Origin of the sequence: Kitasatospora sp. NPDC101176, from assembly GCF_044768035.1 — a bacterium.
Classification (GTDB): Bacteria; Actinomycetota; Actinomycetes; order Streptomycetales; family Streptomycetaceae; genus Kitasatospora.
This window is the reverse complement of sequence record NZ_JBIWPA010000036.1, coordinates 1-25,201: the sequence shown is the minus strand read 5'-3', so window position 1 is coordinate 25,201 and position 25,201 is coordinate 1. Positions and strand designations below refer to the sequence as shown.

The 25,201-nt window shown below is 75.9% G+C and carries 20 protein-coding genes and 1 pseudogene; 10 read left to right on the top strand and 11 right to left on the bottom strand.

The window, feature by feature from the left end:
* Positions 1 to 6 precede the first annotated feature (6 nt).
* Positions 7 to 1,350: an MFS transporter gene (locus ACIRS1_RS33070; RefSeq protein WP_402845823.1), complete on the top strand. Its 1,344-nt coding sequence runs from the start codon at positions 7 to 9 to the stop codon at positions 1,348 to 1,350.
* Between the two features lie 201 nt (positions 1,351 to 1,551).
* Complete coding sequence (locus ACIRS1_RS33065) at positions 1,552 to 2,196, top strand: HutD family protein (protein WP_402845821.1); 645 nt, start codon at positions 1,552 to 1,554, stop codon at positions 2,194 to 2,196.
* 172 nt (positions 2,197 to 2,368) lie between these two features.
* Here the strand turns inward: ACIRS1_RS33065 and ACIRS1_RS33060 are convergent, their stop codons facing one another.
* On the bottom strand, positions 2,369 to 3,337 hold the full coding sequence (locus ACIRS1_RS33060; protein WP_402845819.1) for an esterase/lipase family protein: 969 nt from the start codon (positions 3,335 to 3,337) through the stop codon (positions 2,369 to 2,371).
* 249 nt (positions 3,338 to 3,586) lie between these two features.
* Between ACIRS1_RS33060 and ACIRS1_RS33055 the strand changes: the two genes are divergently transcribed.
* The gene (locus ACIRS1_RS33055) at positions 3,587 to 4,966 is read left to right on the top strand and encodes a PucR family transcriptional regulator (protein ID WP_402845817.1); all 1,380 of its coding nucleotides are present in this window, start codon (positions 3,587 to 3,589) and stop codon (positions 4,964 to 4,966) included.
* A gap of 202 nt (positions 4,967 to 5,168) precedes the next feature.
* Here the strand turns inward: ACIRS1_RS33055 and ACIRS1_RS33050 are convergent, their stop codons facing one another.
* On the bottom strand, positions 5,169 to 5,924 hold the full coding sequence (locus ACIRS1_RS33050) for a DapH/DapD/GlmU-related protein (RefSeq protein ID WP_360221586.1): 756 nt from the start codon (positions 5,922 to 5,924) through the stop codon (positions 5,169 to 5,171).
* 165 nt (positions 5,925 to 6,089) lie between these two features.
* On the opposite strand from ACIRS1_RS33050, the gene ACIRS1_RS33045 reads away from it, so the two are divergent.
* On the top strand, positions 6,090 to 6,929 hold the full coding sequence (locus ACIRS1_RS33045) for a maleylpyruvate isomerase family mycothiol-dependent enzyme (protein ID WP_402845815.1): 840 nt from the start codon (positions 6,090 to 6,092) through the stop codon (positions 6,927 to 6,929).
* Between the two features lie 127 nt (positions 6,930 to 7,056).
* Here ACIRS1_RS33045 and ACIRS1_RS33040 read toward each other — a convergent pair whose 3' ends face one another.
* Positions 7,057 to 7,830, bottom strand: coding sequence for an enoyl-CoA hydratase family protein (locus tag ACIRS1_RS33040; protein WP_402845813.1), 774 nt, complete (start codon positions 7,828 to 7,830; stop codon positions 7,057 to 7,059).
* 177 nt (positions 7,831 to 8,007) lie between these two features.
* On the opposite strand from ACIRS1_RS33040, the gene ACIRS1_RS33035 reads away from it, so the two are divergent.
* Positions 8,008 to 8,907, top strand: a complete 900-nt coding sequence (locus tag ACIRS1_RS33035; protein WP_402845811.1) for an ATP-grasp domain-containing protein — start codon at positions 8,008 to 8,010, stop codon at positions 8,905 to 8,907.
* 65 nt (positions 8,908 to 8,972) lie between these two features.
* Positions 8,973 to 9,377 carry a RidA family protein gene (locus ACIRS1_RS33030; RefSeq protein ID WP_387907150.1) on the top strand — a complete coding sequence of 135 codons (405 nt, stop codon included), beginning with the start codon at positions 8,973 to 8,975 and terminating at the stop codon, positions 9,375 to 9,377.
* A gap of 130 nt (positions 9,378 to 9,507) precedes the next feature.
* Here the strand turns inward: ACIRS1_RS33030 and ACIRS1_RS33025 are convergent, their stop codons facing one another.
* Positions 9,508 to 10,806, bottom strand: a complete 1,299-nt coding sequence (locus tag ACIRS1_RS33025; protein WP_402845809.1) for an MFS transporter — start codon at positions 10,804 to 10,806, stop codon at positions 9,508 to 9,510.
* Between the two features lie 131 nt (positions 10,807 to 10,937).
* Between ACIRS1_RS33025 and ACIRS1_RS33020 the strand changes: the two genes are divergently transcribed.
* Positions 10,938 to 11,924: an ArsR/SmtB family transcription factor gene (locus ACIRS1_RS33020; protein ID WP_402845807.1), complete on the top strand. Its 987-nt coding sequence runs from the start codon at positions 10,938 to 10,940 to the stop codon at positions 11,922 to 11,924.
* Between the two features lie 177 nt (positions 11,925 to 12,101).
* Entirely contained in the window at positions 12,102 to 14,405 is a 2,304-nt protein-coding gene (locus ACIRS1_RS33015) for a glycosyl hydrolase family 18 protein (protein WP_402845805.1), read from the top strand.
* Between the two features lie 111 nt (positions 14,406 to 14,516).
* On the opposite strand, the gene ACIRS1_RS33010 is transcribed toward ACIRS1_RS33015, so the two are convergent.
* Entirely contained in the window at positions 14,517 to 15,731 is a 1,215-nt protein-coding gene (locus ACIRS1_RS33010) for a geranylgeranyl reductase family protein (RefSeq protein ID WP_402845898.1), read from the bottom strand.
* Between the two features lie 488 nt (positions 15,732 to 16,219).
* Between ACIRS1_RS33010 and ACIRS1_RS33005 the strand changes: the two genes are divergently transcribed.
* Positions 16,220 to 17,584, top strand: a complete 1,365-nt coding sequence (locus ACIRS1_RS33005) for a dipeptidase (RefSeq protein WP_360221613.1) — start codon at positions 16,220 to 16,222, stop codon at positions 17,582 to 17,584.
* Here the strand turns inward: ACIRS1_RS33005 and ACIRS1_RS33000 are convergent.
* Both ACIRS1_RS33000 and ACIRS1_RS32995 read right to left on the bottom strand, forming a co-directional pair.
* Positions 17,560 to 18,411 (bottom strand): DUF4184 family protein, encoded by an 852-nt coding sequence (locus ACIRS1_RS33000; RefSeq protein ID WP_402845803.1) that lies wholly within the window; start codon positions 18,409 to 18,411, stop codon positions 17,560 to 17,562. The two genes, ACIRS1_RS33005 and ACIRS1_RS33000, sit on opposite strands and share 25 nt — an antisense overlap.
* 153 nt (positions 18,412 to 18,564) lie before the next feature.
* A complete protein-coding gene (locus ACIRS1_RS32995) occupies positions 18,565 to 19,632 on the bottom strand; it encodes an NUDIX domain-containing protein (protein WP_402845801.1) in 1,068 nt (355 codons plus the stop codon).
* Between the two features lie 367 nt (positions 19,633 to 19,999).
* Here ACIRS1_RS32995 and ACIRS1_RS32990 point away from each other — a divergent pair, with 367 nt between their 5' ends.
* The gene (locus ACIRS1_RS32990) at positions 20,000 to 21,043 is read left to right on the top strand and encodes a PfkB family carbohydrate kinase (protein WP_402845799.1); all 1,044 of its coding nucleotides are present in this window, start codon (positions 20,000 to 20,002) and stop codon (positions 21,041 to 21,043) included.
* Between the two features lie 153 nt (positions 21,044 to 21,196).
* Here ACIRS1_RS32990 and ACIRS1_RS32985 read toward each other — a convergent pair whose 3' ends face one another.
* The 4 genes and pseudogenes from ACIRS1_RS32985 to ACIRS1_RS32970 form a co-directional block, all read right to left on the bottom strand.
* A complete protein-coding gene (locus tag ACIRS1_RS32985; RefSeq protein WP_402845797.1) occupies positions 21,197 to 22,102 on the bottom strand; it encodes a C40 family peptidase in 906 nt (301 codons plus the stop codon).
* Between the two features lie 310 nt (positions 22,103 to 22,412).
* Positions 22,413 to 23,858: an acyl-CoA synthetase gene (locus ACIRS1_RS32980; protein ID WP_402845795.1), complete on the bottom strand. Its 1,446-nt coding sequence runs from the start codon at positions 23,856 to 23,858 to the stop codon at positions 22,413 to 22,415.
* Between the two features lie 211 nt (positions 23,859 to 24,069).
* Entirely contained in the window at positions 24,070 to 25,032 is a 963-nt protein-coding gene (locus tag ACIRS1_RS32975; protein ID WP_402845793.1) for an electron transfer flavoprotein subunit alpha/FixB family protein, read from the bottom strand.
* Positions 25,033 to 25,077: 45 nt separating this feature from the next.
* A pseudogene (locus ACIRS1_RS32970) lies at positions 25,078 to 25,201 on the bottom strand (electron transfer flavoprotein subunit beta); the annotation flags it as partial.

The window sequence follows — 25,201 nt, the reverse complement described above, 5'->3', positions numbered from 1 at the left end:
GACTTTGTGCCGCTTCGAAACAAAATCCGTTCACACTCCCGACCCGACCAGGCCTCCTCCCAGTCTCGCAGCACTCCCCCCGGAACGGACAGCCCCTGGGGCCCAGCACGTCTCGCGCTGACCGCCTTCTTCGCCGTCGACGGATTCCTGTTCGCCGCCTGGGTCGTGCGCATCCCGGACGTCCGCAGCCAGGTGAACGCCTCGCACAGCGCCCTCGGCATGGCCCTGCTCTGCCTGTCCGTCGGCGCCGTCCTCACCATGCCGGTGGTCGGTCGGCTCTGCCTCCGGTACGGCTCGCGCCCGGTGACCGTGGCCTCGCTCGCCCTGCTCAGCCTCGCCGTACCGCTGCCCGCCCACACCCACTCCGTCACCGCGCTCGGCGGCGTCCTGCTGCTCTTCGGCGCCGGGTACGGCGGCGCCAACGTCGCCATGAACAGCGCAGCCGTCGACCTGGTGGCCCAGCTGCGACGGCCCGTCATGCCCAGCTTCCACGCCGGCTACAGCCTCGGCGGCCTGATCGGCGCGGGCGTCGGCGGACTGCTCGCCGGGCCGTTGAGCGCCTCCTGGGCACTGGCCCTGGGCGGCCTGCTCGGTCTCGCCGTCACCGCCGCCGCGGGCGTGGTCCTGCTGCGCAGCCCGGCCGCGCCGATGGTCGCGCCCGTGCGGGCCGGCGGGTCCGCCGCGGCGGAGGCCGGGGGCGACACCGCGGGCACCGGGGCCGCAGGAGACGCCGGTGTCGCCGGGGCAGCCGCGGACGGAACCCCGGGCACCGGGGCGGCCGGGACCACCGCGCGGGCGACAGGGGCCGCGCCGCAGGTCCGGCTCCTCGTCCTCCTGCTCGGCCTCACCGCCCTGTGCACCGCCTACGGCGAGGGCGCCGTCGCCGACTGGACCACGCTCCACCTCACCGACGACGTCCACGCCGGCCCCGGTACTGCCGCCGCCGGGTACGCCGCGTACGCGTTCGCGATGACCAGCGGGCGGGTCGCCGGCACCTGGCTGTCCATCCGGCTCGGCCAGACCCGGCTGATGCTGCTCGGCGGACTGGCCGCGGCGGCCGGCATGCTGGTCGCCGCGCTGGCCCCGGTGGTGCCGCTGGCCGTCTGCGGCTTCGTCCTGGTCGGCCTCGGCCTGGCCAACCTCTTTCCGCTCGCCATCGCCCGGGCCGGCGCCGCGGGCGGGCCGCAGGGCGTCGCGTTCGCCTCGACCCTCGGCTACGGCGGGATGCTGATCGGCCCGGTGGTGATCGGCTTCCTGGCCGACGCGATCGGACTGCCGCTGGCGCTGACCACCGTCGCGGTGGCGGCCGGCGCGGCGGCGTTCCTGCCGCTGACCGTCCGCCGGCACTGAACACCCGCCCGGGGGGGGGATCGCCGGTGATCCCCGACGATCCCCCGGCGATCCCCCGGCGGGACGGCCGACGGGTCTCGGGGTCGGTCGCGGGCCACGAGGTCACCGCCGGACCCGCAGGTCACCGCCGGACGCGGCGACCTCCCGGCCCGGGGATCGCCGGTGGGACGGGCCCGGCCGGGTGCTGGCAGGATGCGGGCCATGACGACCAGCGAACGGATCCAGGTACTGCGGGCGGCCGAGCGCCCGGCCACGGCGTGGCTCAACGGGGGCGGGGTGACCAGGGAGGTCGCCGGACACCCGGCCGGGGCCGGGTTGGACGGCTTCGACTGGCGGGTCAGCCTCGCCGACGTCGCCTCGGCGGGGCCCTTCTCGCCGTTCCCCGGCGTCGACCGGGTGATCACCCTCGTCGAGGGCCCCGGCATGGTGCTGACCGTCGACGGCGCCGAGCACGCCGTCGACGCGCCGTTCCGCCCGTTCGCCTTCCCGGGTGAGGCCGAGACGGACTGCCGGCTCCTGGGCGGCCCGGTGGTCGACTTCAACGTGATGACCCGACGCGGCCGGGTCGGCGCGGGCGTCGACCTGTTCACCGCGCCGGGCGCGGTGGACGTCCCGGAGGGCGACAGCGTGCTCGTGGTCTGCCTCGCCGGCTCCGCAGCGGTCGCGGACGTGGCGGCGGTCGCGGCCCCCGCCGACGCCGCGGAGCCGGCGGACGGGACGACGGGTGCCGCCGACGTGGCGCTGGACCGTTTCGACGGTGCGCTGCTCGCCGGGCCCGGCGCCTACGCGGTGCGGGTCCCGCACGGCGGTGTCACGGCGGTGGTCTCCTTCCGGGCGTCCCGCTGACCGGCTGACCTGTCCGCCCGCCGACCTGCTGACCTGCCGATCCGCCGACCTGCCGGGCAGCGGCTGATCGGCTGATCGGCAGGCCCGTGCCCCGTCCGGCCACGGCGCACCGGCGGGGCCCCGGCCCGGGAACGGACTCCCCGGCCGGGGCCCCGCCGACGGGCGGCGGCGCTCAGCCGCAGAACACCGGAGTGGCGTGCGCCGGGTCGAGGGCGTTGGTCACCAGGTGCAGCGCCGTCGGCGAGAACGCGATCGCCACGTGCTCGGCCAGCGTGACCGGGCAGTGGTCCTGCAGCACCTCGTTGTCCACGGCCGGGCCGTTCAGGAACTGGGTGCGCCACGGGGTGACGACCTCGTCGTAGACGGTCGAGACGACCGTGTAGCGCACGCCGGGCACGGTGTCCGGGCGGGAGGCCATCACGCGGTTGAAGTCGGAGCCGACCGCCTGGTCGCGGCAGGACTGGCAGACGGTGTAGATCAGGTCCGCGACGCCCGGGAAGTACGGGGCGAGCTTGGTGATCCCGTCGAGCGTGGTGCCGTGGTTGGACGGCGCCAGGCCGACCATCCGCCCGACCTTGGCGGCGCCGCCGAGGAACTTCAGGTAGTAGTTCGGCAGCATGCCGCCCTGCGAGTGGCCGACGATGTCGACCTTGCCCGCTCCCGTCGCCTTCAGGACCAGGTCGACGAACCGGCCGAGTTGGGCCGCCGAGTCGGGCACCGGGCCGAGGCCGCCGATCGGCAGCAGCAGACCGCTGCCGGAGGAGGTGACACCGGGGACGGTCCCGTAGTCGAGGGCGAACACGCAGTACCCGAGGCCCTTGAGCAGCGGGGAGAGCGCGAGCCAGTTCTCGTAGCGGTTGGCGAAGGTGCCGTGCACGAGGACCACCGGGTCGGGGTGGGCCGCGCCCGGCCGGCAGTTCCAGTCGTTGGCACCGGGCGGGGAGGCCACCGAGTCGCCGTCCGGCGGCAGTTCGGCGGCCGACGCGGCGGCGCCGGGGGACGCCACGGCGGCCGGAGCCGCGATCGCCGGAGCCGTCGACGCGCCGACCAGCAGCGCGCCCGCCAGCAGGCTCGTGCCGAGGGCCCCGCCGAGCCTACGGCGCAGGGGAGTTGCGGAGAAGCGGAGAAGTGGGGTTCTCAACTGTTGCCTCCACGGCGGAAGTTTGTTACCAACAGGTAACCCGAGTGGCTCCATCATGCGGTCGCCCCTCCGGCCCGGCCCTTGGGCGTTCCCCAGACCTGGACGGTGTTCTCTGTGACCAGTCACAATGCACCCGATTGCGCGCCCCACCGCGCACCTGACCGCGCCGCCGCCCGCACGCCCGAACGCGCGCCCGCCGGCCCGTCCGCCTCCGTTTCCGCAGCCGGCACCGCGCACCCGGGCGAGACCGTGACCGAAACCGCAGCCGCGGCCGAACCCGCAGCCGCAACGGCGGCGGCAGCCTCGCCCGCCCCCGGGACCACGGGGCGGACGGGCGGACGGGCCCCCGGCTGGCGCATTCCGGTGATCGGCGGCCGCCCGGCCGACCAGCGGCTCCTCGGCGGAGTACGCGAGTTGGCCGCGGCCGTGGTCGCCGCCCTGCTGGACCGGGTGCCCGTCTACCGCCGCCTGCCCCGGGAGCAGCTCACCGGCGAACTCACCCGCGACACCGAGCGCCGGATCCGCGCCCTCGCCCACGCCGTCCGCACCGGACTACCCGCCCCCGACGAGGAGTTCACCGCCGTCCGGGAGGCCGCCACCCGGCGCGCCGAGGAGGGCCTGCCGCTGGACGCCGTCCTGCTCGCCCACCACCTCGGGCTGGAGGTCTGCTGGGAGTTCGCCACCCGGCACGCGCGTGCCGACGACGCCGCCGACCTGCTCGTCCTCAACCGGCTGCTTCTGGACCAGCTCCGCCAGGCCACCACCGCGGCCGGCGCCGGCTACCTCGACGAACACCGGCCGGCCGGCGACCCACGCGGCGCGGCCCGACAGTCCCTGCTCACGGCGCTGCTCGCCGGCAGCCCCGCCGAAGAGGCCGCCGCCCGGGCCGGACTGCGCCTCCCCCCGCGCTACGCCGTCCTCTGCCTCTCCGTCTCCGACCACCCCGACGAGCACACCCCCGGCGTCGAACCGGCCGTCGCCGCCCGCCGCAAACTCCGCCGGCTCACGGCCGAACTCGGCCACCACACCCGGCAGTCGGCGCTGGCCGCGCTCACCTCCTCGGGCGGCCTGGTCCTCGTCCCGATCGGCCCGGACCAGGCCCCACCGACGGCCGGGAGAACGACCGACGACGGCCAGGCCCCCGAAGCCGAGCCCTGGCCGCACCTCGCCGCCACCGTCGCCGCCGCGGCCAGGGCCGCGGGCGCACCCGTCCTGGCCGGTGCGGCCGCCGCCGCGCCCGCCGAGGTGCCCGACGCAGCCGCCCTCGCCTACGAAGTCCTGGACGTCGCCCGCGCGTTCGGCCGCCCGCCCGGGCTCCACCGACTCGACGACGTCCTGCTCGAGTACCAGCTCACCCGGCCCAGCCGGGCGCGCGCCCGGCTCGCCGCCCTGCTCGAACCGCTCACCGACGGCGGCGAGTTGCTCACCACGCTGCGCACACACCTGGCGGGCGGACTCAACCGCCGGCACACCGCGACCACCCTGCACCTGCACCCGAACACCGTCGACTACCGGCTGCGCCGGATCGCCGCCCTCACCGGCCTCGACCCCGCCCGCCCGGCCGACGTCCTGCGGATCACCGCCGCCATCGCCGCCCGGACCGCCGAACGGGCGGCGCACACGGGGTAGTCGGCCGCCCGCCCGGGCACGACGGGCCGGGCCTCGGCCGGACTCCCGACACCGACAGTCGGCCGGACCCCGGCACCCGCAGTCGGCCCCACACCCGCCCGGGCACCGCGGGCGGGCCGGACACAGCAGGCGCGCAGGAGACGGCGCGCGGGCCGGGCACTGCGGGCGCGCGGGACACAGCGGGCGGGCCGGACCACCGGCCCTACGGCTGCTCCCCCGGCAGCCGCAGGTCCCAGCCCACCAGCGCGCGCAGCTGCTCGGCGGTCACGCCGTCCGGCACCGGCTGGGGCGCGTCATGGCGCAGCGGCGGCTGCCAGCCGTCCTCCGCGGTCCAGCGCCGGACCACCTTGGCCGGGGCCCCGGCCACCACGCTGTGGTCGGGGACGTCACCGCGCACCACGGCGCCCGCGGCGACCACCACGTTGCGGCCGATCCGGGCGCCCGGCAGGATCACCGCGCCGGTGCCGATCCAGCTCCCGGCGCCGATCTCCACCGGCTCGTTGCGCGGCCACTGCTTGCCGATCGGCAGGTCGGTGGCCCGGTACTCGTGCGCCTGGTCGGAGATGTAGACACCGGGACCGGTCCAGACGTCGTCGCCGAGGACGATCGACTGGTGGCCGACGATGTGGCTGTCCCGGCCGATCACGCAGCCGCCGCCGATCCGGACGATCGGCTCGGGCCCGAGGTCCAGGCCCGGCAGGAAGCCTGCGCTGATGGTGACCCGCTCGCCGATGATCGAGAACGGGCCGATGGTGATCCACTGCTCGTTGAACACCGCACCGAGCGGGAACGCCAGCGTCGTGCCGTCCCCCAACTCGCCGAAGCGGTACGGGCCGGGGCTCCGGTTGGTGACCGCACCGGTCCGCTGCACCCAGCGCCAGCCCCGGTGGACGAGTCGGCCGGCGGCACGGCGGCCGCCGGACCGGACGGCGGAGAGGAGCGAACGGGTTATCGGCATGCGATCACGTTACCGGCCCGTAGGGTGCGCCCCGACTCCGGGCGGCCAACATCACACCGCCCCCGCGCCCGCCGTGACCTGCGGCGCACCCGACCGGGCCGACCCGCGCCGACGGTCCGTCCGAAATCCGCGGCCCACGGCGGGCTCCGGTGGAACACTCGCCCCATGGAGATCATCGAACACGTGTCCGTGCTGCACCGCGAGGGCACCCTGCTCGGCGACGCCGCCGCCCGGACCGACCCGTCCGCGCCCGTCCCCACCTGCCCGGACTGGCGCCTCGGCGACCTGGTGCGACACGTCGGCCACGTCCACCGCTGGGCCGCCGCCTACCCGTCCCGCGGCCTGCGCACCCCGCTGGACGAGGCGGGCGAACGGGCCGCCATCGGCCCGGCACCGTCCGACGCCGACCTGGTCGACTGGTTCCGCGAGGGCCACGCGGCGCTGGTCGACGCGCTCACCCGGGCCCCGGCCGACCTCGACTGCTGGGCCTTCCTGCCGGCCCCCAGCCCGCTGGCGTTCTGGGCCCGGCGCCAGGCGCACGAGACCGCCGTCCACCGCTTCGACGCCGATGCGGCGGCCGGCGTCGAGGGGCCCCGGGTGGACGCCGCCTTCGCCCTCGACGGCATCGACGAGCTGCTCCGCGGCTTCATGGCCCGCAGCGGGAGCAAGCTGCGCAGCGACCAGCCGCGCACCATCCGGGTCCGGGCGACCGACGGCCCCGGCTCCTGGCACCTGACGATCACCCGGGAGCCGCTCGGCGTCACCCTGGGCGACGCCCCCGAACCGGCCGACCTGACCCTGAGCGGCCCCGCCCGCGACCTGTACCTGTTGCTGTGGAACCGGCTGCCGGTCGGTCCCGCCCGAACCGGAGCCGTGACCGGGGCTGTGACCGGGGCCGGGGCCGGATCCTGGGCCGAGACCGGGCCCGTGGCGAAGGTCGAGCTCTCCGGCGACGAGACGCTGCTCGGCCTGTGGCGGGACGCGGCGGCCATCGGCTGGAGCTGACGGCTCCCCGGGCCGGCGCCGGGCCGGGGGCCGACCCCCGGCCCGGCGACCCGCCGCTTCCGGCCACCGGCCACGGACCACGGACCACGGGCCACCGGGCCGGGCCGGAGGCCGTCCGCCCCGCCCGTCAGCGAACCCAGCGCGCGGGCCGCTTCTCCAGGAACGCCCGCATCCCCTCCTGCGCCTCCTCCGAGCCGAACAGCCGCGCCGACAGCTCCACCAGGGCGTCCGCGTCCCGCTCGAAGGAACGCACCACCTCGGCGTTGGCCAGCCGCTTCGACTCCGCCAGCCCCTGCGGGGAGCCCTGGCGCAGCGCGTCCAGCAGGCCCTTCAGCGCGACCCCGGTGTCCTCGGCGGACTCGGTGGCGCGGGTGATCAGGCCGATCCGGGCGGCCTCGGCGGCGTCGAAGACCTCGCCGGTGAGGTAGTAGCGGGAGGCGGCACGCGGGTCCAGCTTGGGGCGCAGCGGCAGCGAGATCACGGCGGGCGCGAGGCCCAGCCGGACTTCGGTGAACGCGAAGGTCGCGGTCGGCCCGGCGACGGCGAGGTCCGCCGCGCCGACCAGACCCAGACCGCCCGCCCGGACGTGGCCGTCGATGACGGCGATCACCGGCTTGGTGCAGTCGACGATCGCCCGCTGCAGCTCGACCAGGCCCCGCGGGCCGACCGTCGGGTCCGCCCCGGTCGCCTCGGACAGGTCCGCGCCCGCGCAGAACACCTTGCCGGTGTGGCCGAGCACCACGGCCCGGACCTCCGGGTCGGCCGCGGCGGCCGCCAGTCCGGCGCGCAGTTCGGCCATCAGGCGGGTGGAGAGCGCGTTGCGGTTGTGCGGCGAGTCGAGGGTGATCGTGGTGACGGCGTCGGCGGTGGTGACGCGGACGAGGGGCTCTGCGCTGGTCATCGGCGGGGCCTGCCTTCCGGCTGAGGGTGGGTCGGACTGCCGCGCCGCCCGGGGTGCCCGGGCGACGCCCGGACGACTCTGGCACGCCCACCCGCCCCTCGGCCAGAGCCACCCTGCGCCGGATCCCGGTGGAAAACCGGTGGTGGCGACCACCACGCGCACGGCAGCATCGCCGCCATGGCCACCGACACCGTGCTCCTGCTCGCCCCGCGCATCAACGAGACGGGGCTCCAGCTGCGCACCGCCGCCGGCCGCCGCGGCCTGCGCGCGGCCGTCGCGCAGGCCTGGCAGGCGCCGCCGGAGCTGCTCGGCTCGGCCGTGCACGTGTACGGCGGGCCGCTGTTCGCGGACGCGGTCGGGCGCGCGCTCGACCTGGCGCTCCTGGAGCCGTCGGCGGACTGGCTGGCCCGTCTGCCGCACGCCCTGACCGGCCGGCAGGTGGCCTGCACCACCCTGGCCGAGGCGCGGCGCCTGCGCCGCCGGGCATTCGTCAAGCCGCCCGCGGACAAGCTGTTCGCCGCCCGGGTCTACCCGGACGGCGGCGCGCTGCCGGGCCCCGAGCTGCTGGACGGGGACACTCCGGTCCTGGTCAGCGAGGTGGTGCGGTTCCGCAGCGAGTACCGGCTGTTCGTCCTGGACGGCACGGTACGAGCCGCCTCGCGCTACGCGGTGGACGGCGACCTGTCCGTCGCACCGCTCGGCACGACGAACGACAGCCGGGCGAACGGCAGCGGGGCGGCCGGCAGCGGGGCGGCCGGCAGCGGGGCGGCTGGCAGCGGGGCGGCCGATGCCGAGGTGGACGCCGCCGAGGCGGCCGACGCCCTCGCCTTCACCGCCGAGGTCCTGGCGGCGTCCGGGCCGGGCGCCGCGCTGCCGAGCGCCGTGGTGGTGGACGTCGGGCTCACGGACGACGGCCGCTGGGCCGTGGTCGAGGCCAACGCGGCCTGGGCCAGCGGGGGTTACGCCGCCGACCCGGAGGGCGTCCTCGACGTGGTGCTCCGTGCCGGCGGCCCGGCCGCACGACTCCCCGGCTCCGACCGGCCGTTCCTGCGCGAGCTGCCCGAGGTCGTCCGCTAGGGACCGCGCGCAGGACCGCGAAACCCGGGTGCGGCCCGGTCACCCGCTCGGAGAGGATGGTCGCCATGACCACCTCGCACCTCACCCACATCGTCGAGCCGCCCGGAGTCGCCCCCGGGACGGGCTACACCCAGGTCGTCACCGGCACCGGCCGGCTGGTCCTGGTCTCCGGCCAGGTGGCCTTCGACGAGCACCGGAACCTGGTCGGCGCCGGCGACCCCAAGGCGCAGGCACGCCAGATCTTCGAGAACCTGCGCCGCTGCCTGGCCGCCGCCGGGGCCGACTTCTCCGACGTCGTCAAGTTCACCTACTTCATGACCGACATCGGCCACCTCGCCGCCATCCGCGAGGCCCGTGACGAGTACCTCGGCGCCGTGCTCCCGCCGGCCTCCTCCGCGATGCAGGTCTCGGCGCTGTTCCTGCCCGAGGTGCTGATCGAGATCGAGGCCATGGCGGTCGTCCCGGAGTAGCCGACCACCCCCGTCGGCCGGCTCCCCCGGGCCCCGCACTGCTCGGGCCCCGGCACGGCTCGGGCCCACATCCACCGCGCCGTCACAGCAGCCGTGACAGCAACCGTCACGCCGTCCGTCACACCGTCCGTCACACCGGCAGGACGGACCCGCCCCGCCGCCCGGCCCACCGGACGGCGGGGCCCATCGCCAGGCCCGCCGCCGCCAGCACCCCGCCCAGGGCCGCCCAGCCGACCGGGCCGAACCCGATCACCGCCGTGGTGACCAGCGCCGGGCCCGCCATCATCGCGGCCGCCGTCCCGGCGTTGTAGACGCCCTGGTAGGCGCCGTGGTCGCGCTCCCCCGCGAGGTCGTAGCTGAGCGCCCAGCCGCCCGCCTGGCCGAGGACCTCGCCGAGCGACTGCAGCGCCACTCCGCCGAGCACCACCAGGGCCGCGACGACCGCGGGCAGGCCGTGCGCCAGCGCGATCACCAGGCAGGAGGCGGCGAGCAGCAGTCCCGCCCGGCCGCAGAGCCGGGCCGCCGTCGCCCGGTCCTCCGTCCCCCGGGTGGCCCGCACCTGCAGGGCGACCACCAGCAGGGTGTTGACGATCAGGGTGCCCGCGACGGTGATGCGCGGCGCCTCGGTGTCCTGGACGATCCACAGCGGCACGCCGACCTCGAGGACGGCGAACTGCAGGCAGAGCACCGAGTTCAGCACCGTGACGACCAGGAAGGGGCCGTCCCGCAGCGCCGGGTTGCGCCGCCGCGCCCTCCGCCCGTCCGGCTCCCCGCCACCGGCCTGCGGTGCGGTCGGCGCCGGGCGCTCGTGGGCGGGCAGGCGGTGGAACAGCACGGCGACGACCGCGAAGGAGGCGGCGTCGGCCAGGATCGCCGCCAGGTAGACGGGCCGGGTGTCCACCTGGAGCGCGACCGCGCCGACGGCCGTGCCCAGGCAGATGCCGATGTTGGTCACCACCCGCAGGTAGGCCCGGCCCGCGACCCGGCGCTCGGGCGGCAGCACCTCGGCGTACAGGGCGTTGCGCACCGCGGCGGACCCGCGGTCGACGGCCGCGACCCCGCAGGCCAGCGCGACGAAGGCCGGGTAGCTGTGCACCAGCGCGTACCCGGCGGTGCCGACCGCCTCCGCCACCACCAGCACCACCAGCACCGGCCGGGCGCCCCACCGGTCGGCCGCCCGCCCGGCCGGCACGCTGGCCGCCACCCCGCACAGTCCCGCGGCGGTCATCCCGAGCCCGAGCTGGGCGGCGCTCAGACCGAGCACCCGGGTGAAGAAGAGCACCGCGACGGACAGCGAGAGTCCGTTGCCGACGGTGTTGACCAACGTGGCCCCGGCCAGCCGACGGACCATCGGGTCGGGGTGCAGGCGCCGCCGGACGGCCCCCGGCAGGCCGCTCCCGGCGTCCGGGTCTCCCGCGTTTCCGGGCATGGCGAGCGGAGGTGCGGAAGTCTCCGCAGGTGAGGAGGTCATGCCCTGATCACACCGCCTACCGGGGCGCTGCGGACAATCCTTTAGGCTCTGGCTGAATCCTCGTCGTCGAGCGCCGCAGGAAAGCTCCCGTGCACCGTTTCCGGCTCGGCCTGGCCGACCTCGCCACCACCTGGTTCGCGGTGTCCCCGATCCAGGAGGCCTCCCTCAGCCTGCGGATGTGGACCCACCCCGGCGTCTACCCCCTGCAGAGCCGGGCCTTCGAACGCCTCCGGCCCACCTTCGAGCGGCTGGACTCCGCACTGCTGCTCTCCCTCGTCGGCGGGAACCGCTGGATCCCGGACTTCCTGACGCCCCGCCCGGAGGCCCCCGCCGTCGACTTCCGCACCGAGCTGGCGGCCGTCCGCGGGCTGCCGCCGGAGCAGCTGCGCACCGAACTCGAACAGACCTTCCTGCCGCACGGACGCCCCCTGCCCGCCCGGCTGGCCGCCGGACTGGCCGACCCGGCCCGGCTGCTGGCGCGGATCGCCGACGCGCTGGAGGAGTACTGGGAGGTCTGCCTGGCCCCGCACTGGTGGCCGCAGGCCCGTAGCGTCCTGGACGCCGACCTCGTCTACCGGGCCCGGCTGCTCTCGCAGTACGGCGCGGCGGCGCTCTTCGCCGACCTGGACCACCGGCTGCACTGGGAGGACGGCGTCCTGTCGATCAACCGCCGCTGGACGGACTGGGACGGCGAGACGGCGGTCGACGGGCGCGGCCTCGTACTCATCCCGACCTTCTTCGCACGCGGCGCCATCACCATGATCAGCAACGACCGTGCGCCGCAGATCAGCTACCCGGCCCGGGGGCAGGCGGGCATGGACGGCGCCGGCGCCCCGGTCCCGCCGCAGGCCCTGGAGGCGCTGATCGGCGCGCCGAAGGCCCGGCTGCTGACCCTGCTCGCCGAGCCCGCCTCCACCACCGACCTCGCCTACCGGCTCGGGGTCACCCCGGGTGCGGTCAGCCAGCACCTGTCCGTCCTGGCCGCCACCGGGCTGGTCACCCGGGCGCGCCACGGCCGCTCGGTGCTGTACCGGCGCAGCGCGCTCGGGGACGAGCTGACGGGGGCGAACCGGTGACCCGGCCCGCGACCCTGCACCCCAACTCCCCAGTGGTACAGACCTGTTGACGCATTGGTCCAGTCCTCCTACAGTGCCCCATGCCGCGTCACCCCACGGCGCGGGCACCCATCGCACACGCACCACACCCGCGGTTCTACGTCACCCTGTCCAACCCCCACAGTCACAGGGAGAACCATGTCCGCTCGATCCCGGGCCGGGCGCCCGCGCGTGCACAGCAGACTGCTGGCACTGCTCTCCGCCCTGCTCCTCCCGGTCGCCGCGATCACCGCGCTGGCCGCCCCGGCGCACGCCGCCGGAAAGCTCACCGCCACCTTCACCACCGCCGACAACGGATCCTGGTGGCAGGGCACCTACATCGTCCACAACGACAACGCCACCGCCGTCACCGGCTGGACCCTGGAGTTCGACCTGCCGGCCGGAGTCTCCATCGGCAACAGCTACAACGGCACCGCCACCGTCAACGGCAGGCACGTCACCGCGACCAACGCCTTCTACAACGCCACCGTCAACGCCCACGGCACCACCGAGCCGTACAGCTTCTGGTTCGTCGGCACCGGGCCCGTCTCCGCGCCGGTCAACTGCCGCGTCAACGGCGACAAGTGCGACGGCACCGCCGACGTCCCGCCGTCCGCCCCCGGCGCACCGGCGGTCACCTCCAGCACCGCGCACACGCTCGCCCTGACCTGGGCGGCCGCCACCGGCGGGGACTTCCCGGTCGCCTCCTACGACGTGCTGAGCGGCACCACCGTGCTCGGTTCGAGCACCACCACGAGCGCCCTGCTCACCGGCCTCACCCCCGCCACCAGCTACACCCTGACCGTCCGCGCCAAGGACGCCCGCGGCAACACCGGCCCGCTCAGCACCACCGTCACCGCCGCGACCTTCGACCCGTCGAGCGATCCGACCCCGCCCACGGCGCCGACCGCCCTGCGCTCCACGGCGGTCGGTTCGACGAGCGTCACGCTCGCCTGGAACGCCGCGACCGACAACGTCCGGGTCGCCGCGTACGACGTCTACCAGGGCGGCACGCCGGTGGCGACGGTCGGCGGCGGCACGCTGACCGCGACCGTCGGCAGCCTCTCGCCGTCCACCGCCTACACGTTCACCGTCAAGGCCCGCGACCCCGCCGACAACGCCTCGCCGGCCTCCGCACCGCTCACCGTGACCACCTCGGACCTGGTCGGCGCGGGAAAGTACGCCAGGGTCGGCTACTTCGTGCAGTGGGGCATCTACGGCCGCCAGTACTTCGTCAAGAACCTCGACACCTCGGGCAGCGCGGCCAAGCTGGACGTCGTCAACTACGCCTTCGAGAACATCGATCCGGTCAACCTGACCTGCCTGGCGGGCGTCACCAAGGGCACCACCGCCAACCCGCAGGACCCGGACCAGGGCACCGGCGCCGGCGACGCCGACGCCGACTACGCCCGCCCGATGAGCGCCGCCCAGTCGGTGGACGGCGTGGCCGACGACGGCTGGGGCAAACTCCGCGGCAACCTCAACCAGTTGAAGAAGCTCAAGGCCAAGTACCCGAACCTCAAGGTGGTCGTCTCACTCGGCGGCTGGACGTACTCCAAGTACTTCTCGGACGCCGCCGCCACCGACGCCTCCCGCCAGAAGTTCGTCAAGTCCTGCGTCGACACCTGGATCAAGGGCAACCTGCCGGTCTACAACGGCGCCGGCGGCGACGGCGTCGCGGCCGGGATCTTCGACGGCATCGACCTCGACTGGGAGTGGCCCGGCTCCGGCGACGGCCACGCCGGCAACCACTGGAGCGCCGCCGACAAGGGCAACCTGACCCTGCTGCTGGCCGAGTTCCGCAAGCAGCTGGACGCGCTGGGCGGCTCGCACAAGCTGCTCACCGCCTTCACCCCGGCCGACCCGGCGAAGGTCGCCGCGGGATGGGACCTGACGAAGATCTTCGGCTCGCTGGACATCGCCAACGTCCAGGGGTACGACTTCCACGGCTCCGGCAGCGACAACTCCTGGGAACCCGGCCGCACCGGCCACCAGGCCAACCTCTACACCGACCCGCACGACCCGTACACCACCCACTTCAGCGTGGACGCGGCGGTCCGGACGTACCTGGACGCCGGGGTCAACCCGCGCAAGCTCACCATCGGCTTCCCGTTCTACGGGCGCGGCTGGCAGAGCGTGGCGGACGGCGGCGCCAAGGGCGTCTGGCAGTCCGCGAACGGTGCCGCCCCCGGCCAGTTCGCGGAGGAGGCCGGCACCCGCGGCTACCAGAACCTGCTCACCGGAGTGCCCGGGCTCACCGTCTACCACGACCCCGAGTCGGTCTCGACGTACGGCTACACGGGAGCCGGCGGGCAGTGGTGGAGCTTCGACGACGCCTGGTCGATCGGCCAGAAGGCGGCCTACCTCAAGTCGAAGAACCTACTCGGCGGAATGATCTGGGAGATGTCCGGCGACACCCCGTCCGGCACGCTGATCGGTGCCCTCGACGCCGGTCTCAAGTAGCCCCGTCCGAAAGGCCGGTGCCACCGAAAGGCCGGTGCCACCGAAGGGCCCGTACCACCCGAGAGGCCGGTGCCCCTCCCCGCGGGGGGGGGCCCCGGCCCGGGTCCGCCGCTACCGCGAGGCCAGCGCCGACAGCTTCCGCGCGGCGCGGTACTGCCGCAGCACCTGGGCGAAGGTGGTGTGCCCCTGGGTGGTCCGGGCGAAGGCCCGCCAGGCCGGCGGCACCAGGCAGACCGCCGCGTGGAACAGGTACGGCCGCCGCTCGAACGCCGCCAGCAGCTGCTTGCCGGCCCGCATCTCCACGCCCAGCCCGGCCTTGACGGCGAACGCGTAGTTCAGCGCCTCGCGCCGCACCGACGCGGCGTTGCCCGCCTCGGCGACCTTCACCGCCCACTCGCCGGCCAGCCGGCCCGAGCGCAGCGCGTACGAGATGCCCTCGCGGGTCCACGGCTCCAGCAGGCCGGCCGCGTCACCGGCGACCAGCACCCGGCCGCGGGAGAGCGGCGAGTCCTCGGCCCGGCAGCGGGTCAGGTGGCCGGATTCGACGGTCGGGGTGAAGCCGGACAGCCCCAGCCGCCGGATGTAGTCGGCGAGGTACTGCTTGGTCCGCTCGCCGTCACCGCGCGCCGAGATGACGCCGACGGTCAGGCTGCTCGACTCCGTCTTGGGGAACACCCAGCCGTAACTGCCGGGCAGCGGGCCCCAGTCGAGGTGGATCCGGCCGGACCAGTCCGCGGCGACCTGCGGCGGCACCGGGATCTCCGCCTCCAGGCCGAGGTCGATCTGGTCGAAGGTGACGCCGACGTGCCGGGCGATCCGGCTCGCGCTGCCGTCCGCGCCGACCACGGCGCGCGCCTCGAAGCTCCGCCCGTCGGCGGCCGTCACCAGCGCCGTCCGGTGCTCTCCGCCCCGCTGCTCGACACCGGTGACGGTCACTCCGGTGACCAGCACCGCCCCGGCCTGCTTGGCCGCCTGCACCAGGCGCAGGTCGAACTCGTCCCGGTTCACCAGGCCGAAGAGCATCCGCTGGGAACGACGCGTCCGGGTGAACCGGCCCTGGTACGCGAAGGTGACGGCGTGCACCCGGTCCTGCAGGGGCAGCCGGAAGTCCGGCGGCAGGCTGTCCCGGGACGGGCCGATGATGCCACCGCCACAGGTCTTGTAGCGGGGGTGCTCGGCCTTGTCGAGGAGCAGCACCCGGCGGCCCTGCACGGCGGCGGCGTGCGCGGCCGAGGCCCCGGCCGGCCCGGCACCGACCACCACGACGTCCCAGACGCCGTCCAGGGCGTCGGACTGCGGCCGCCCGGCGCGCGGCTCGGCCGTCACGGCGGGCGTCGCGTCGGGCCTCTCCTCGGACGGCACGGCGGGCGTCGCGTCGGCTCTCCCCCCGGCTCTCGCCCGGTCGGCCGCACCGGCCGCATCGGGCTCCGCCTGGGGCGCCGGTCCTGACGCCTCGCCCGAGGGCTGACCTGACGGCTGTCCGGACACCTCGGCGTCGAGCGGCGAGGACCCGGTGTCGAGCGGGCTACGGGAATCGGAGCTTCCGGAGTCAGTCACGACGAGCAATCCTATGCGTCCGCCGGGCCCGCCGGTGGCCGCGCCGCCCCGAACTCCGGACCGGGCCGCGCAGCACACCGCCGGGGCCCCGCGGAACCGGCGGACCGGCCCGCACGCCGGGCCCCTGCGCCGGGCCGCCCCGCCGAGCCCGTCCACCGGACCGGCCCGCCCGACTCCGCCTATGATCGGCGGTACCCCAACCACTCCCCTCCGTCCGCGGCACCCCGCGGCCGGAGCCGCCCCCACGGAGTCCCCGAATGTCACAGCCCCTGGTCGACGCCGTCCGGTCCCTGATGGACCGTGCCCGCACCGACCTCGCCGAACTGGTCGCGTTCCCCTCGGTCGCCGACCCGCGCCAGTTCCCCGTCGAGGAGTGCGAGAAGGCCGCCCGCTGGGTCGCCGACGCCTTCGCCGCCGAGGGCCTGACCGGCATCCGGCTGCTGGACACCCCGGACGGCACCCAGTCCGTCTACGGCGAGCTGCCCGGCCCCGAGGGCGCGCCGACCGTCCTGCTCTACTCGCACTACGACGTCCAGCCGCCGCTCGACGAGGACGCCTGGCTCAGCCCCGCGTTCGAGCTGACCGAGCGGGACGGCCGCTGGTACGGGCGCGGCGCCGCGGACTGCAAGGGCAACATCCTGATGCACCTGACCGCCCTGCGGGCGCTGCGCCGGGTGTACGGCGACGGCTACCCGGTCGGCCTGAAGGTCATCGTCGAGGGTTCGGAGGAGCAGGGCACCGGCGGTCTGGAGCGCTACGCCGAGGCCCACCCCGAGCTGCTCGCCGCCGACGCCATCATCATCGGCGACACCGGCAACTTCGCCCCCGGCCTGCCCACCGTGACCGCCTCGCTGCGCGGCATGACCGTCGTCGAGGTCGCCGTCAGCACGCTGGCCGGCAACCTGCACTCCGGAGCCTTCGGCGGCGCCGCCCCGGACGCGCTGCAGGTGCTGGTGCGGATGCTCGCCTCGCTGCACGACGAGCACGGCGACGTCGCGGTGGCCGGCCTGACCACCGACCAGACCTGGACCGGCGTCCAGTACGCGGAGGAGCAGTTCCGCTCGGACGCCAGGGTCCTCGACGGCGTCGCCCTGACCGGCACGGGCACGATCGCCGACCGCCTCTGGGCGCGGCCGTCCGTCACCGTCCTCGGCATCGACGCCCCGCCGGTGATCGGCGCCACCTCCTCGGTGCAGGCAGCCGCCAAGGCGCTGGTCAGCCTGCGCGTCGCGCCGGGCAGCGACGCCGACGCCGCCCAGGAGGCGCTGGTCGCCCACCTGGAGGCGCAGGTGCCGCTGGGTGCCCGGGTGACCATCGAACGCCAGGGCAACGGCTCCCCGTTCACCGCGGACACCACCGGCCCCGCGTACGAGGCGATGGGCGAGGCGATGGCGGAGGCCTTCGGCACCGCGATGGTCGCCTCCGGCGAGGGCGGCTCGATCCCGCTCTGCAACACGCTGCGCTCGCTGTACCCGCAGGCCGAGATCGTGCTCATCGGCGTGGAGGAGCCGACCACCCAGATCCACGCGGTCAACGAGAGCGTCGACCCGCTGGAGCTGGAGCGGATGGCCCTCACCGAGGCCCTGTTCCTGCGCCGTTACGCCGAGCTGCGCTCCGTCTGACGCGCGCCGCTGCGGGAGCCGGGGCCGCCGCCCGCGCCGCCCCGGCCACCGGGCCCGCCCGGCCGCCCGCCGCTGAGCCGGCGGGCGGCGGCGGTCACCGCCGCGTAGCCGAGCGCGCCCACGGCGAGCCCGGCGCCGGCACCGAAGCAGACCTCCGGGACGAGGTTGCGCCGCAGCGGGGAGAGCCGGTGCAGCACCCCGACCGCCGTCGCCGCGCCGAGCGCCGCGACGGCGGTCCGGCGGGTCCGGGGCGCGAGCGCGACGGCCGGGCGCACCGGCTCGACCGCCCGCACCGCACGCGCCGCCCAGCCGGCCATCGCGGCCAGCGCGAGGGCCGAACTGCCGTACTGCAGCGCGGAGTAGAGCGGGACGCCGACCACCTGGCGGTTCAGCTCCGGCAACAGCCGCACGCCCAGTCGGCCCTCGTGGGTGAAGGCGTCCCAGCCGACGTGGGTGGCGGCGCCGATCGCCGCCGACGCGGCGAACCAGGCCGCGCCCGCCCCGTCGGCGCCGGGCCGCCGCACCGTCAGCGCCTCGGCCGCGCCCGCCCACCGGTCGGGGAGCAGAGCGACCAGCGGGGCGCGCAGCAGCCCGTGCCAGCCGGCCACCAGCACCCCGGCGATCGCCACGTCCAGCGTGGGCACGGCCCACCAGCTGTGCGTCAGACCGCCGTGCCGGTACACCCCGGGAAGCAGCGACTCGGCGAAGAACGGCGCGTCGGGCGCCATCGACCCGGCGACCAGGGCCGAGGCCACCAGCGGCCCGCGCTGCCCGGCGGCGCGCAGCAGGGGCAGGACGGCGGCGGGGTGGCTCAGTGTGAACGGCATGCCCCCATCCTCCCGCCCGCGCCCGGCCGCCGGCCAACGCCCCCGGTCGTGGGCCACCACGCCGCGTCCGACGGTCCCCGGGCCGTCCGGCGTCGCCCCGCGGACGCGGGTGTGAACACAGGTCCCGGCCCGGCGTGGACCGTCGGGCCCGCGCTACGCCGCGTCCGCCGTGCTGGTCAGGCCGAGGGCCACCCGGCGGCCGGCCTCCAGATAGCGCAGCTCACCGCTGCGACGGGCGTCCAGGGCGGCGGCGAGGCGGCGGCAGCGGCTCGGGGGCAGCAGGTCGGCGGCCTCGGCCAGGGTGACGAAGCGCCAGCCGCGCAGCTCCTCCGGCTGGAGCAGCAGGCTCTGGCGGGCGGCGGAGTCGAGCTGGCCGCCGTCGTACATCAGGCGCAGACCGCCGCGGCGCGGTCCGGTGCGCGGCTCCCAGTCGACGGCGAGCAGGCGCAGGACGGACGGGTCCAGCCGCAGACCGAGCTCCTCCGCGGTCTCGCGCAGGGCGGCGTCGGTGGGGGCCTCGCCGCGTTCGACCACGCCTCCGGGGAAGTCCCAGTCGGGCTTGTAGACCGGGTCGACCAGGAGGACGCGGTCCTGCTCGTCGAAGAGCAGCACGGCGGAGGCCACGGTGTCCCCGGTCGGGTCCGGGGTCTGGACGATCGGGCAGCGCGCGGCGCCGACCCGGACCAGCTCGGCGATCCGGTGCGCGGTCTCGCGCGGGGTGAGTTCGCTGGTGTCGAGCATCCGGGCGTCCTCGACCAGCCAGCGCCGGGCGGCCCGGTACCGGGCCACGTGCTCCAGGCACCAGGTGCGGACCCGCTCGCTGGCCAGCGGATCGTCCGGGCACTCGTCGCGACGGGCGATGCGGTCGCGCAGGATCGTTTCTTCTGGGTCCAGGACGAAATGGTGCACCGCGATGCCGTTCGAGGCGAGGTCACCGAAGATCTCGTCCCGGTAGTCCTCTCTGAGCAGGGTCATCGGGACCACCAGCGGGCCCGCGACCTCGCCGAGCAGCGCGGCCGCCGTCTCGGGGACGAGCCGGCGCCAGGCCGCCAGGTCCTGGAAGTCGGACACCGTCGCCAGCCGGTCGGCCGGGAGCATCCGCCGCAGGCCGAAGCCCACCAGCTCGGGATCGAAGAGCACGCTCCCGGGCAGCAGTTCCACCAGCTCTCGGCAGGCACTCGTCTTGCCCGCCCCGAATGTGCCATTGACCCAGACGATCACAACGTCCCCTGCCCTCGACTTGCCCCGATGCCGTTCGCACCGGGCAGCGCCCCCGTCGGCCGAACCAGCGCCACCCGTGGTGGTACCCGCGCCACGCCGCTCCCCATGCCTCCCCCGCGCGCCCGCCGTGTCCGCCCCGGTCCGCCCCCTTGACGGCGGCATGTGCCCGGGCGAGCGGCCATCCGCCCAGCCACCCCAGTCCGTCCGGCCCCAGGAGGGACGGCACACGGCTGCCGCGCGCCCCGCCCGCGCGCCCGGGGCGCCCTCCTGCGCCGGCCACGCGCGCCCGGGCCGCCGTCCCGCGCCGCCTGGGCACGCCCGGGGTGCCGTCTTGCGCCGCGCACGCCCCGGCACGTACAGAGGGACGATGAAGCTGCTTCCCGTCGGCCGCGTCGTCGTCATCGGCTCCGTCAACACCGACCGCATCCTCCGCTGCCCCGTGCTGCCCGCCCCCGGCGAGACCGTCCTCGCCGCCGACGCCACCCGGGGGTTCGGCGGCAAGGGGGCGAACCAGGCCGTCGCGGCGGCCCGGATGGGGGCGGCGACGCACCTGGTGGCCAAGGTCGGCGGGGACGCCGACGGCCGGGCGGCACTGGCCGATCTGCAGGACGCGGAGGTCGAGACGGGCGCCGTGCTCACGCACCCCGACGCGCCCACCGGCGAGGCGATCGTCATGGTCGACCCGGGCGGCGAGAACAGCATCGTCGTCGTCCCGGGCGCCAATGCCCACCTGACCGCCGCCGAGGTCACCGCCGCGCTCGCCGCGCTTCGCCCGCGCCCCCTCGACGTGGTCCTCACCAGCGGCGAGGTCCCCGCGGAGTGCATCCGGGCGACGGCGGCCGCGCTCGCCGGGACCGACACCCGCTGGGTGCACAACGCCGCGCCCGCCGGCGCGCTGCCCGACACCGGCCCCGCCGGGCGCCGGCCCCTGATCGTCGCCAACGCCGTCGAGGCCCGCCAGCTCACCGGCGCCCCGACCGTCGAGGAGGCCGCCCGGATCCTCGCCGGTACGGGCCACCGTCCCGGCCGGGACGGTGGCGACGGCACAGGCAGCACGGACGGCACGGGCAGCGCGGCGGCGCGGGGCGGCCGGGTCGCCGGCGCCGTGCTCACCCTGGGCGCCGACGGCGCACTGGTCGCCGCGGACGGGCGGCTGACCCGGCTGCCCGCACCCGCCGTCCGGGTCGTCGACACGACGGGTGCCGGCGACGTCTTCTGCGGCGCCCTCGCCGCCGGACTCGCCCGCGGAACGGCCCTGCCCGAAGCCGCCGCCACGGCCGTGGCCGCCGGGGCGTTCGCCGTCACCGCCCTCGGCGCCCGCGGCGCCCTCCCCCGCCCTGCCGATCTCGGCCCCACCGACCTCGGACCCACCGACCCCGGAGCCACCGACCCCGGAGCCACCGACCTCTGACCCACCGGCGACAACCCCACCGGTCACCACCCGCCGTAGCGGTGACCCCCGCAGCGCCGAGCAGCGCCCCGGGAGTGGCCCGGACCCGGACGCGCCAGGGGCACCCGGGCCGCGAACGCCCGGGCACCCCTGCCCCTCACCGGGCCGCCGGAGCTACGGCCGCCCCATGAACGCCGGGTAGTAGCCGCTGCTGATCCCCGAGATCCGGATCGTCGTCCCCGGCCGGGCCGCCTCGACGTACTGGTTGTTGCCCAGGTAGATCGCCACGTGCTGGATGCCCCGCGCCGTCCCGTCGGGGGACCAGAAGAGCAGGTCGCCCCGGCGCAGCTGGCTCGCCTTGACCGGCGTGGTGGCCGCGTACTGGTCGTTGGCCACCCGCGGCAGGTCGATGCCGCCGCGCCGGAAGGACTGCTGCACCAGGCCGGAGCAGTCGTAGCCGTCCGGCCCGTTGCCCGCGGTCACGAAGGGCTTGCCCAGCTGCGCGAGCGCGAACTGCACCGCGTCCTCGACGTCCCGGTCGCCCGCCACCGCGTCGGAGGAGGACCCCACCGACCCCGACGCACTCGGCGAGGACGAGGAGGACGAGGCCGACCCGCCCCCGGTCCGCGCCAGGTAGATGTCGTAGTGGGTGGTCCAGCGCCACTCGCCCTTGCTGTTCTTGAACCAGTAGCGCGACCCGTCCCAGCCCTGCTTGATCCCGCCGGACCCGGCGGACTTCGCCGCCGACGAGGACCCGCCGCCCGTGCGCGCCACGTACACGTCGTAGTGCGAGGTCCAGCGCCACTGCCCCTGGCTGTTCTTGAACCAGTACCGCGAGCCGTCCCAGCCGGCGTGCGCCGGTGCCGGCTCGGCGGCCGCGGGGCTCACGCTGGTGCCGAGGCCGATCACGCCCGCACCGGCCGCGATCACGGCCACCATGCCTATCCCCCGGCGGACCCGCGACGCGCGGGCCGGACGGGCGGGGCGGGCGGCGGCCCGCTGGTCGGCGGTGGCGGCGGCGGTGCGCTGCCCGGTCGGTTCGTCGGCGGCACCCGGCGCGCCGGTGTTGACGGAGCTCATCCTGCTGACTTCCTTCACTGCTGCGAACCCGCCGCCACGGGGGCGGCTGCGGAAACGGCTGCGGACACGCGGTGCGTCCCGGCGAGGCACGCACCGACCGGCAGTCCCCGTCCGACATGCCGCGGCCTCCGGCCGTGCGACCGGAAGCCGCGGCATGTCGCCCAGGGATTCAGTTCTGCCTGCGTGTCACGTTAGGCACGCGTCCGCTCACAGCGCGCAGTGGAGTGCGCCAATGGAAGGGTTCACGGCGGGTGAGCACCGACGGTGCATCAGGGTGAACACCCGTCATCGGACGCCGTCCGACGCCCCCTCAGTCGCGTCCGGCGGCCTGCGCGAGCAGCTGCTTCTTCAGCACCTTCCCCAAGGCGTTCCTGGGCAGTTCGGGCACCAGCACGACCCGGCGGGGGCGCTTGTGCACCGAGAGCCGCTCCGCCACGAAGGCCGTCAGCTGGTCACCCGTCACGGCGCCGTCCGGGATGACGAACGCGACGATCGCCTGCCCGAGGTCCTCGTCCGGCGCGCCGACCACCGCCGCGTCGGCGACCGCCGGGTGGTCGCGCAGTGCGGCCTCCACCTCTCCGGCGCCGATCCGGTAGCCGCCGCTCTTGATCAGGTCGACGGAGGCGCGGCCGACGATCCGGTGGAAGCCGTCCTCCCCGATCACGGCGACGTCGCCGGTGCGGAACCAGCCGTCGGGCGTCCAGGCCTCGGCGTCCGCGTCGGGCCGGTTGAGGTAGCCGCTGAACAGCGTCGGGCCGGCGACCTGCAGTTCCCCGACGCTCTCCCCGTCCCTGGGCACGGGCGCGCCGTCCTCGCCGACCAGCCGGGTGCGGACCCCGTCCAGCGGCAGGCCGACGCTGCCGGGCCGGCGCTCGCCGTCCGCCCGGGTGCTGACGGTGATCAGCGACTCGGTCATCCCGTACCGCTCGATCGGGGCGTGCCCGGTCAGCGCCGCCAGCTTCTCGAACACCGGCACCGGCAGCGGCGCGCTGCCGGAGACCAGCAGCCGGGCCCCGGAGAGCCGGGCCGCCGCCTCCGGATCGCCCGCCAGCCGGGACCAGACGGTCGGCACGCCGAAGTAGAGGCTGCCGCCCGCGGCGGCGTACCCGGCCGGGGTGGGCCGCCCGGTGTGCACGAGCCGGCTGCCGGTGCGCAGTGCGCCGAGCACCCCCAGCAGCAGGCCGTGCACGTGGAACAGCGGCAGGCCGTGCACGAGCGTGTCGTCGGCGCTCCACTGCCAGGCGGCGGCGAGCGCGTCCAGGTCGGCGGCGATCGCCGCGCGGGGGATCACGGCCCCCTTGGGAGCCCCGGTGGTGCCCGAGGTGTAGAGGACGAAGCCGGTGGCGTCCGCGGGGGGTTCGGCGTGGCGTGCGGTGGACCGCTCCGCGGGGTCCACCGGCAGGAGCTCCACGCCCCCGCGGCCCGCCGCCGCGTCCGCCGCGCCGTCGACCTCCTCGCCCACGGCGTGCGCGAGCAGCGCCGCGCCCGAGTCGCGCAGGATGTGCTCGCGCTCCTTCGGCCCGGAGTCGGGCGGCAGCGGCACCACGGGCACGCCCGCCAACAGGCCGCCGACCACGGCCACCACCGTCTCGGCGGTGGGCCGGGCCAGCACGGCGAGCGCGGGGGCGCCGGCCACCCGGGCGGCGACGACGGACGCCGCGCCCAGCAGCTCCTCCCGGGACAGCGCCCGCCCGTCGATCCGCAGCGCGTCGGCCGCGTCCCCGAAGCCGCCCTGAAGTGCGGTCAGCAGTGCCATGCTTCCGTCCCCTCGCCCTCGTCCTCGTCCTCGTCCCGGCGCGGCCGCCCCGCGCCGTCGTCCCGCGTTCTCGCGCCGACTCTACGGTCCGCGGCCGACGGGCCCGCGGCGCACCCGGCGCTACGCCGCGCGTGCACCGGGTCGCGCCGCGCACGACGGAGGGCGTGACACCGAGCACCCGGCGCCACGCCCTCCAGTCCTCCCGCGGGGATCAGCCCTTGCGGGCCTTCACCTCGGCGGTCAGCTGCGGCAGCACGGCGAAGAGGTCGCCGACCACGCCGTAGTCGACCAGCTCGAAGATCGGGGCCTCGGGGTCCTTGTTGACGGCCACGATGGTCTTCGAGGTCTGCATGCCGGCCCGGTGCTGGATCGCACCGGAGATGCCCGCCGCGATGTACAGCTGCGGCGAGACCTGCTTGCCGGTCTGGCCGACCTGGTTGCTGTGCGGGTACCAGCCGGCGTCGACCGCGGCACGGGAGGCGCCGACGGCCGCGCCCAGCGCGTCCGCGAGCTCCTCGACCACGCCGAAGCCCGAGGCCTCGCCGACACCGCGGCCGCCGGAGACGACGATCGCGGCCTCGGTCAGCTCCGGACGGCCGGAGGAGACGCGCGGGGTGCGCGAGGTGACCTTGGCGGCGTTGCCGGTGAACTCCACCGACACGTTCTCCACCGCACCGGCGGCCGCGGCGGCCTCGGGGGCCACCGCGTTCGGCTTGACGGTGATGACCGGGGCGCCCTTGGTGACCTTCGACTTCACCTGGAAGGACGCGGCGAACACCGACTGGGTGGCGACCGGACCGCCGTCGCCGGCCTCCAGGTCGACGGCGTCGGTGATGATGCCGGAGCCCAGCCGCAGCGCGACGCGGGCGGCGACCTCCTTGCCCTCGCCGGAGGAGGTGACCAGGACGGCGGCGACGCCGTTGGCCTTGGCGATCTGGGCCAGGGCGTCCACCTTGGGGACGACCAGCTGCTCGGTGAACTCGGCGCCGTCGGCGACGTACACCTTCGCGGCGCCGAACTCGGCGGCCTTGGCCGCGATGTCGGCCGCGGCGCCGCCGGCGCCCAGCACGACCGCGGACGGCTCGCCGATCCGGCGGGCCAGGGTCAGCAGTTCGAGGGCCGGCTTGCGGACCACACCGTCGGCGTGGTCCACCAGAACCAGGATCTCAGCCATGATTCGTTGCTCCTGATCGATCGTTGGATGCGCGAACGGGTGGGACTAGATGAACTTCTGGTCGGCGAGGAAGCCGGCGAGCGCCTTGCCGCCCTCGCCCTCGTCCTTGACGACGGTGCCCGCGCTGCGCGCCGGACGCGCCGCCACCGACTCGACCGCCGTCCACGAA